Source organism: Roseateles sp. FW305-36, assembly GCF_058787015.1.
This window is the reverse complement of the sequence record NZ_JBYSZK010000024.1, coordinates 35,949-43,836: the sequence shown is the minus strand read 5'-3', so window position 1 is coordinate 43,836 and position 7,888 is coordinate 35,949. Positions and strand designations below refer to the sequence as shown.

The 7,888-nt window shown below is 68.3% G+C and carries 8 protein-coding genes and 1 pseudogene; 2 read left to right on the top strand and 7 right to left on the bottom strand.

The window, feature by feature from the left end; genetic code table 11:
- Nucleotides 1-80: 80 nt before the first annotated feature.
- From AC3WOE_RS29280 to AC3WOE_RS29270, 3 genes are all read right to left on the bottom strand, one after another.
- Nucleotides 81-476: a hypothetical protein gene (locus AC3WOE_RS29280; protein ID WP_492695817.1), complete on the bottom strand. Its 396-nt coding sequence runs from the start codon at nucleotides 474-476 to the stop codon at nucleotides 81-83.
- 86 nt (nucleotides 477-562) lie between these two features.
- Nucleotides 563-877, bottom strand: a complete 315-nt coding sequence (locus AC3WOE_RS29275; RefSeq protein ID WP_492695815.1) for a helix-turn-helix domain-containing protein — start codon at nucleotides 875-877, stop codon at nucleotides 563-565.
- Nucleotides 861-1,172 carry a type II toxin-antitoxin system RelE/ParE family toxin gene (locus AC3WOE_RS29270; protein ID WP_492695813.1) on the bottom strand — a complete coding sequence of 104 codons (312 nt, stop codon included), beginning with the start codon at nucleotides 1,170-1,172 and terminating at the stop codon, nucleotides 861-863. The genes AC3WOE_RS29275 and AC3WOE_RS29270 overlap by 17 nt, the downstream gene beginning before the upstream one ends.
- Nucleotides 1,173-1,361: 189 nt before the next feature.
- Between AC3WOE_RS29270 and AC3WOE_RS29265 the strand changes: the two are divergent.
- Nucleotides 1,362-1,496, top strand: a pseudogene (locus AC3WOE_RS29265) (tyrosine-type recombinase/integrase); the annotation flags it as partial.
- Between the two features lie 100 nt (nucleotides 1,497-1,596).
- Here AC3WOE_RS29265 and AC3WOE_RS29260 read toward each other — a convergent pair.
- Entirely contained in the window at nucleotides 1,597-2,724 is a 1,128-nt protein-coding gene (locus tag AC3WOE_RS29260; protein ID WP_492695811.1) for an ABC transporter substrate-binding protein, read from the bottom strand.
- A 94-nt stretch (nucleotides 2,725-2,818) separates the two neighbouring features.
- On the bottom strand, nucleotides 2,819-5,530 hold the full coding sequence (locus tag AC3WOE_RS29255; RefSeq protein WP_492695810.1) for a sensor domain-containing diguanylate cyclase: 2,712 nt from the start codon (nucleotides 5,528-5,530) through the stop codon (nucleotides 2,819-2,821).
- Between the two features lie 92 nt (nucleotides 5,531-5,622).
- Here AC3WOE_RS29255 and AC3WOE_RS29250 point away from each other — a divergent pair, with 92 nt between their 5' ends.
- Complete coding sequence (locus tag AC3WOE_RS29250) at nucleotides 5,623-6,168, top strand: DinB family protein (protein WP_492695808.1); 546 nt, start codon at nucleotides 5,623-5,625, stop codon at nucleotides 6,166-6,168.
- Here AC3WOE_RS29250 and AC3WOE_RS29245 read toward each other — a convergent pair whose 3' ends face one another.
- Both AC3WOE_RS29245 and AC3WOE_RS29240 read right to left on the bottom strand, forming a co-directional pair.
- Nucleotides 6,169-7,701: a cryptochrome/photolyase family protein gene (locus tag AC3WOE_RS29245; protein ID WP_492695806.1), complete on the bottom strand. Its 1,533-nt coding sequence runs from the start codon at nucleotides 7,699-7,701 to the stop codon at nucleotides 6,169-6,171.
- Entirely contained in the window at nucleotides 7,694-7,858 is a 165-nt protein-coding gene (locus tag AC3WOE_RS29240; protein ID WP_492695805.1) for a DUF2256 domain-containing protein, read from the bottom strand. The genes AC3WOE_RS29245 and AC3WOE_RS29240 overlap by 8 nt, the downstream gene beginning before the upstream one ends.
- Nucleotides 7,859-7,888 lie beyond the last annotated feature (30 nt).

Sequence of the window (7,888 nt, the reverse complement as noted above, 5' to 3'; positions counted from 1 at the left end):
TTGAGGAAAACAGCAACGGCAACTATCGAATACCGCCCACATCAATCCGGTTGATTAACCGGGAAGTCCCTGTAGAGAGGTTAGATTTCACAGCGCTTGAGTGCTATGCCATCGAAGGGAAACGTCGAACGCATTGCCGTGTCATCGATTTCTACCTTCGCCATCCCCTGACGCTCCTCTGAATTCAGATAGACCGTGAATTCGCCACTGCCGGGTGTATCGGCGGTGACCCAAATGACGATCCCTGAGTACCTGGCACCGCCCTCACAGGAGAAGCAAGCCTGTGTCTTGATCAGCCGGCGTTGCTGCTTGTTGCGGAACTCGACGGAACCTGCTCCGACAAAGACGCCGAGTTCCGACTTGCAAGAAGCACCCACTGGGACCCAGTAGCCCTGCGACTCCTTTGGAACAGGCGGCTCGCCGGCGAAGACATGACCAGCAACGAGTGCGAGAGCGGTGACTAAGAATCGACGCATGCACGTTAAATCTAACGAAGCTGAGCCGCGTGCGGCGGCCTGCTGACGCGAGTCGGCTCGAGCGACTGGTTGGGCCTCTGGCGCACTTACTTCTGCGCCACCGCAAGTAATGCCTTTGGATTCGTGCTGGCAATAGCCAACAACGTGCGCGCCGCACCGCTTGGCTGCTTGCGCCCCTGCTCCCACCCTTGCAGTGTACGAACCGAGACCCCCATCAGCGCCGCGAACTGCGACTGAGACAGCCCGGTCTTGTTTCGCGCCTCAATGACGGGAGAGGAAATGACGCGAACTTGTCCAGCCTTCATTTCCCGCACTGATTGCAGCAGCTCGGCTGCTAGATCGCGCTTGGCTTCGTGAGCGGTGAGTTCCGCGTCGGTCAGGGGTTTACTCTTCGAGGGCACGACGAATCTCCTTCAACTTGGGCCCAGTGAGGTTGTCCGTCTTTGCTTTTGCGTAGAGCGTCAGCAGGACCACCTCACCTTCGGCATTGCGAGTGAAATAGATCACCCGCACGCCACCCGACTTGCCCGAACCTGCGCGACCCCATCGAACTTTGCGAATGCCGCCGGACTCGGGCACGACATCTCCGGCGGTGGGATGCTCCGCGATGTACGCCGCGAAGACGCCTCGCTCTTCCTCGCTCCAATAGAGCGGCCACTGGCGCTGGAAGAGCGACGTTTCAACGACCGTGAGCATGGCGGGACTATACGCCAGAGGCGTATAGCGGTCCAGTCTCCATCAAGAGGCACAACGTTGAAGCTGAGCCGCGAGCGGCGGCTTGCCGACGTAAGTCGGCTTGAACGAATGGTTCGGGCGCACCGGGAGGCCGTCAACATCTGAGTTCTGCCGTTTAATCATCTATCGCTCCATCGTCGCGCCTGCAGCGACATCCGTACCGTTCAGGAACTGCTGGGACATGCCGACGTGGCGACCACGATGATCTACACCCACGTACTGCGCCTGGGAGGTGGTGCCGTGCGAAGTCCACTGGATGCGCTGCCGGTCAACGCAGCGCTCTGAAGCGGGCGCTTGGGATCGACCGCAGGTGGCCCACCCAAGCCCGGGCTTGGCTTTCCCGCCTACTTGTCCGCCACCTTGTCCCGAGCCGGTAGCCGGCTGATCAGCGCTTGACCTTGCCGTCGCCCGTCAGCATGGAGAGTTCGACAAAGCTCGAGCCCGCATGCTTGGTGGGCGAGAAGTGCAGGTGATAGCCGCGGGCCTCGTAGCCCGACAGGCCTTCCAGCGCGGCGATCAGGGCGTCGCGGTTCAGGCGTCCACCCAGGCGGCGCAGGCCGTCGACGATGACGCGGGCGGCGACATAGCCTTCCATGCTGGTGTAGTTGGGCTCGGCCTTGGCGTCGGCCTTGTGCAGGGCGAGCTGGTAGTCGTTGACCAGGCCGACGGCAGTGCCGAAGGGCGAGGGCATGACCTGGGACACGACGATGCCGGCGGCGTCCTTGCCGAGCTCATCGGCCAGGGCCTGGGTGCCGACGAAGGACACGTTGTAGAACTGGCCGAAATAACCGGCCTTGCGGGCCTCGCGGATGAAGGCGGCGCAGCTCTTGTAGGCGCTGATCTGCACGATGGCCTCGGCTTGGGCCGGGACCAGGGTCTTCACGGCCGCCGCCACGTCGACGCTGTTGCGCTCCACGGTCGCCACGGCCACCGGCTGCAGGCCGCGCTTTTCCAGCGCGCGCACCACGCCCTTGAGGCCGGCCTGGCCGTAGGCGTCGTTCTGGTGGAAGACGGCGATCTTCTTCAGGTCCAGCTGGGTCAGCTGTTTGACGATCAGCTCGGTCTCGTCGTAGTAGGAGGCCCGGACGTGGAAGAGCAGCCGGTTGAAGGGATCGCGCAGGGCCTCGGCGCCGGTGAAGGGCGCGATGAAGGGGATCTTGGCGGCGTTGACCAGGGGCAGGGCGGCCAGCGAGGTCGGCGTGCCGACATAGCCGAACAGCGCGAAGACGTCCTCCTGGATGAACTTTTCGGTGTTGGCCTTGCAGCGCGCGGGGTCGTAGCCGTCGTCCAGCGTCTTCAGCACGATGGGCAGGCCGCCGACGCCGCCGGCCGCGTTGACGGCATCGAAATAGGCCTTGGCACCCAGCTGCATCTGCAGTCCCAGCTGGGCGGCCGGGCCGGTCAGCGGCACGGACTGTCCGAGCACGATGGCACGGCGCTCCTGGGCGCGTGCGAAGCTGGCCGGCAGCATGAGGCTGGCCAGGGCGAGTTGGGCTTGGCGACGGGTGAACATGGACGAGCATGATGCCCCAAGCCGCGCAAGGTTGTTACAACCGATCGGCGCCTGGGGCGCATCCGGCGTGAATTCGCCCCGGCTGAAACAATTCCTAACTTGTGCGTGCGCGGGCGCGGGCGGCGCGCTTGTTGGCGAACATGGCCTCGTCGGCATGGCGCATCAGCGCATCAGGGGTGCCGCCATCGACCGGGAAATGCGCCAGTCCCAGGCTGCTGCCCACGGCCACCTGCACGCCGCTGCCCAGCGTGATGGGCTGCATCAGCCCGTCCAGCAGCCGGTTCAGCACGGGCTCGGCTTCGGCCGGCGCCTCGGTGGGCGTCAGCAGCACGACGAACTCGTCGCCGCCGAGGCGTGCCACCGTGTCGCTCGCGCGCAGCCCGGTCTGCAGCCGCGCGGCGACGGCCTTCAGCACCTCGTCGCCGGCGTCATGGCCATGGTTGTCGTTGATCTGCTTGAAGCCGTTCAGGTCCAGATAGGCCAGGGCGAAGACATGGCCGCTGCGCTCGGCGCCGGCGATGGCCTGCTTGAGGCGGTCGCCCAGCAGCAGGCGGTTGGGCAGGCCGGTGAGGGCGTCGTGCAGGGCAGCGCGTTCCATGCGCGCCTCGTGGGCCTTGCTCTGCGTGATGTCCACCATCATCCACAGCGAGGCGCCGTCGCTGCCGGGCAGCTCGACGCCGGCCAGGTCCACCCAGATCAGCGAGCCGTCCTTGCGGCGCATCTGCAGCTGGGTGCGGAAGCGCCCGCCGGCGCGCATCTGCGGGTAGGCCATGGCGCCCAGGGTCTCGTAGGCCGCGGCGTCCTGGTAGAGGTCGCGCACCGGCACGCCCAGCAGTTCGCCGTCGCCGAAGCCGAACATGCGCTCCAGCGCATGGTTGCGCCAGCTGATGCGGCGGTCGCGCAGCTTGGCGATGCCGATCAGGTCGCTCTCCAGCATGGCTTCCTGGTCCAGCGTCAGCTGGTGCAGCTGCTGGCGGATGCGGTGGGTCTCGCTGATGTCGAACATCACGGAGCGGCTGCGCAGATAGTTGCCGCCGGCGTCGTAGATGGCGGTGGCCGACAGGCTGACGCGGCGGGTCTGGCCCTGGCGGCCGGTGAGGTTGAATTCCAGCTCCGAGACGCGGCCTTCGCGCATAAAGCGCGGGAAGGCCTCGCTGAAGAGCTTGCGACCCTCGGCGTCGAAGAAGTCGAAGGGGCTGGCCAGGCCAATCAGCTCCTCGGCCGTGCAGCCCAGCCAGCTCAGGCCGAGGGCGTTGATCTGCAGGAAGCGGCCCTGGCTGTCGAGCGCGTAGTAGGCGCAGGGCGCGTTGTCGTAGAGGTCCTGCAGGCTGGTGCGTGCCTCGTCGGCCTGGGCCTGGAGCAGCTTGCGCGCGGTGATGTCGGACTCGATGACCATGAAGCCGCTCAGGTCGCCGACGTCGTCGCGCAGCGGCTGGATCTCGATGTCCACCCAGTAGTCGCGGCCATCCTTGGCGCGCTGCATCAGCTCGGCCTTGCAGCCCAGGCCGACGTTCATGGCCTCGCGCATGCCGTGCACGGTGTCCTCGTGGGTCAGCTCGGAATGCAGCAAATCGCTGGGCCGCTTGCCCTGGGCCTCGGCGCTGGTGTAGCCGCTCAGCCGCGTGAAGCCGTCGTTGACCCAGGTGATGTGGCGCTCCGTGTCGGTGATCATGACCGCATTGGTGGTGTGGCTGGCGACGTTGGCCAGCCGCGCCAGGTCGGCCGTCATGCCGCGCGCCATCTGCTCGGCGCGCGCCCGGCCGGCCGCCAGCAGATAGACCGTCACGGCCAGCAGCAGGCTCAGCAGCGCGCCGCCGAGCTCCAGCCCGACGCCCGACAGTCCGAGCAGGCGCACGGCGGCGTCGTGCGTCAGCGCCGCCTCGAGCCGGAACTCGCGTCCGGCGACGCTGAACAGCACGCTGTCCGCGGTGGTTTCGTCCATCGGCGCGAACTCCGCCGCCTCCTCCAGCGTCAGCGCCTGGCCGTTGCGCGTCGCGAGCAGCGGTGCGAAATCGCCTTCCAGCGTGCGCACCGACAACTTCAGGTCCAGCAGCGCCGCGGCCGGCTCGGCGACGCCGTGCAGCAGCTCGTTGGCGACCAGCGGCGCGTAGAACAGGCCCTGCAGGGAGCGGCGGCGCTCGGTTGCATTGCCGGGGTCGTGCCCCTGCCTGTAAACCGGCACCAGCAGCAGAAAGCCCGGGCCCTTCAGCGGGTCCTGCACCAGGCGCACGGCGCTGGAGAGCGTGGCCTCGCCCGTGTCGACGGCCTGCTCGATGGCCTGGCGGCGTACCGGGTTGGCGCCGGAGTCGATGCCCCAGGCGCCGATGTTGCGGGAGAAGGGGGAGATCTGCGTGACCACGTAAAGGGTCGGGTCGTTTCCAGAACCGTGGACGCGGAACTCCGTGGCGCCGGCGCGCTGGTGGGCGGCGACGAAGGCGTCCAGGTCGCGCCTCTCCACCCTTTCGATGAAGCCGAAACCGCGGGCGCCGGGGAACTCGTGCGGCAGGTCGCGCGACTCGACATAGGCGTCGAAGGCCGCGCGGTCGAGCTTGCCCTCCAGCGCCGCCAGGGCGCCGCGCGCGCCCTTCAGGCCATAGACCGGCGTGGCGAGGCGCTTCACGATGTCGGCCTGCAGCCTCTCGATCTGCCGCTCCTGCTCGGTGTGGACCTCGGCGCGGGCCTGGCGCTGCTGCCAGATGACGGCGGCGGCGGTCAGCGCCAGGCCGATGGACAGCACCGCCGCGGCAGCCACCCATGCCGTCGTGCTGACCATCTCTGGCCCGGTGTAGCCGTCTCCGATGCGCAAGCTTGTCTCTTTACTTTGCGGTGCGGCCATTGAAGCATGTCCCGGCCTCGCCGTCAGCCCCAAGCGGCTGCGGTCCACGCACAATGCCCGCCATGAATCTCCTGCTGATCCAGGCCCGCGCCAACCGCCTGGCCAACCGCCGCCTGCTGTCCGCGGTGGGCGAACTGCCCCAGGCCGACTTCCACGCGCCGCGCACCAGCTTCTTCCCCAGCCTGGCGCTGACGCTGAACCATGTGCTCAACGTCGACCACTACTACATCGCCGCCCTGCAGGGCGACGTCGCCATGCGCCACATCTGGGCGAGTTATGTGCCGGCGAAGACGGCGCAGGAACTGGCTGCGCGACAGGATGAAAGCGACCAGCGCCTGATCGATCTGTGCGTGGACCTGAAGCCCGGCGACGAGGAGCGCATCGTCGCCTTCGACCGTGGCGCCGGCCTCGAGAACGGCCCGCGCGAGCCGCTGGGCCGGGTGATGGCCCATCTCTTCATGCACCAGACCCACCACCGCGGCCAGGCCCACGCCATGCTGGCCGGCACGGCCGTCAAGCCACCGCAGCTGGACGACTTCATCCTGCTCGGGGACGACAAGCATCGCGTGCCGGACATGGCGGCGCTGGGCTGGCAGGAACCGGTCTGATCACCCGCCGCGGTGCGCCGCGGCCTGCGCACGAATCTGCAGCCTGTCCTCGTCGGTCATGTGCGCCAGTTGCTGCAGCGGCCCGGCCATGCGCGGATTGCCGGCCAGCCTGGCATGGTGGCGCATCAGGAAGTCCCAATACAGCGTCGTGAGGGGACAGGCCTGGTCGCCCCAGCGCACTTCGGGTCGGTAGCGGCAGCCCTGGCACAGCGGACTCTGGCGGGCGATGTACTGGCCGCTGGCGGCATAGGGCTTGCTGGCCATCAGCCCGCCGTCGGCGTATTGGCTCATGCCGAGGGTGTTGGGCAACTCCACCCATTCGACGGCATCCACATAGACGCTCAGGTACCAGCTGTGCAGCTCGGCGGGCTCGACGCCCCGCAGCAGGGCGTACAAGCCGGTCACCATCAGGCGCTGGATGTGGTGGGCATAGCCGTGCTCCAGCGTCTGCCGGATGGCGTCGCGCAGGCAGGCCATGTCGGTCTTGCCTGTCCAGTACCAGGCCGGCAGCGGTTCGTGGGCGTCCAGCGCGTTCGCGGCAGCGTAGCCCGGCATGCGCGTCCAGTAGATGCCGCGCACATACTCGCGCCAGCCGAGGATCTGGCGGATGAAGCCCTCGCCGCTGGCCAGCGGCACGCGGCCGGCGCGCACCTCCGTCTCGGCGGCCGCCACCACTTCATGCGGCGTCAGCAGCTTGAGGTTCAGCGCTGCCGACAGCTGGGCGTGGTAAAGCCAGGGCTCGCCGGGCCAGATCGCGTCCTGGTAGGGCCCGAACAGCGGCAGGCGCTCGGTGATGAAGGCACGCAGGGCCTGCAGGGCCTGGGCCCGTGTCAGCGGCCAGGCAAAGCTGTCGAGCCGGCCGGGGTGGCTGCCGAAGCGCTGGCGGACGAGTGCGATGACCTCCTGCGTGACCGCATCGGGTGGGAAGCGCGGCGGCTGCGGCAGGTCGAAGCCCGGCCCCTGGGGTCCGAAGGCCCGGCGGTTGTCCGTGTCGAAGTTCCAGCGGCCGCCCAGGGGCCCGTCGCCCGCCATCAGGATGCCCAGGCGCTGGCGCTGCTCGCGGTAGAAGAACTCCATGCGCAGGCCGCGCTCGCCGCGTGCCGCGGCATGGACGGCGAAGTCGGCCGGCGTGGTGAAGAAGTGGCGGTCCTCGCGCAGGTCCAGCGGCAGGCCGGCCTCCCGGGCCACGCCCTGCAGGGCCTGCAGCACGCGCCAGTCGCCCGGCTGCGTCAGCACCAGGCGGCGCGGCTGCAGCGCTTGGATGTCCTCGGCGAGCTGGGCGGCCAGGCTGGCGCGGGTGGCTGGGTCGTCCAGCCGGCGGTAGTGCAGCGGGCGGCCGGCTTTGCGCAGGGCCTCGGCGAAGTGGCGCATGCCGGCGAGGAAGAGGGCGATGCGCGGCTGGCTGCTCCAGACATGCGTGGATTCCTCGGCCACCTCGGCCATCCACACGGCGTCCTGCGTGGCGTCGAAGCCGTCGAAGGCGGCGGCGTCGAGGTCGAGCTGGTCGCCCGGCACCAGCACCAGGTCACGCATCGCGCGGCGCCCCCTGGCGGCGGCAGCGCTCGCTGCAGTACTTCACCTGTGTCCAGTTGCGCGCCCAGGCCTTGCGCCAGCTCATGGGCCGCCCGCAGGCCACGCAGGTCTTGCTGGGCAGATGGGCCTTGTGGCCCTTCAACGGGGTCGAAGGCATGGCGCCCAGCATAGGCCGCCGGCGACGGCA

Bases quoted from the DNA above. Each gene is read 5' to 3' on its own strand.
- AC3WOE_RS29270 (WP_492695813.1), bottom strand. From the start codon at position 1,172: ATGCTCACGGTCGTTGAAACGTCGCTCTTCCAGCGCCAGTGGCCGCTC.
- AC3WOE_RS29240 (WP_492695805.1), bottom strand. From the start codon at position 7,858: ATGCCTTCGACCCCGTTGAAGGGCCACAAGGCCCATCTGCCCAGCAAG.
- AC3WOE_RS29280 (WP_492695817.1), bottom strand. From the start codon at position 476: ATGCGTCGATTCTTAGTCACCGCTCTCGCACTCGTTGCTGGTCATGTC.
- AC3WOE_RS29245 (WP_492695806.1), bottom strand. From the start codon at position 7,701: ATGCGTGACCTGGTGCTGGTGCCGGGCGACCAGCTCGACCTCGACGCC.
- AC3WOE_RS29260 (WP_492695811.1), bottom strand. From the start codon at position 2,724: ATGTTCACCCGTCGCCAAGCCCAACTCGCCCTGGCCAGCCTCATGCTG.
- AC3WOE_RS29250 (WP_492695808.1), top strand. From the start codon at position 5,623: ATGAATCTCCTGCTGATCCAGGCCCGCGCCAACCGCCTGGCCAACCGC.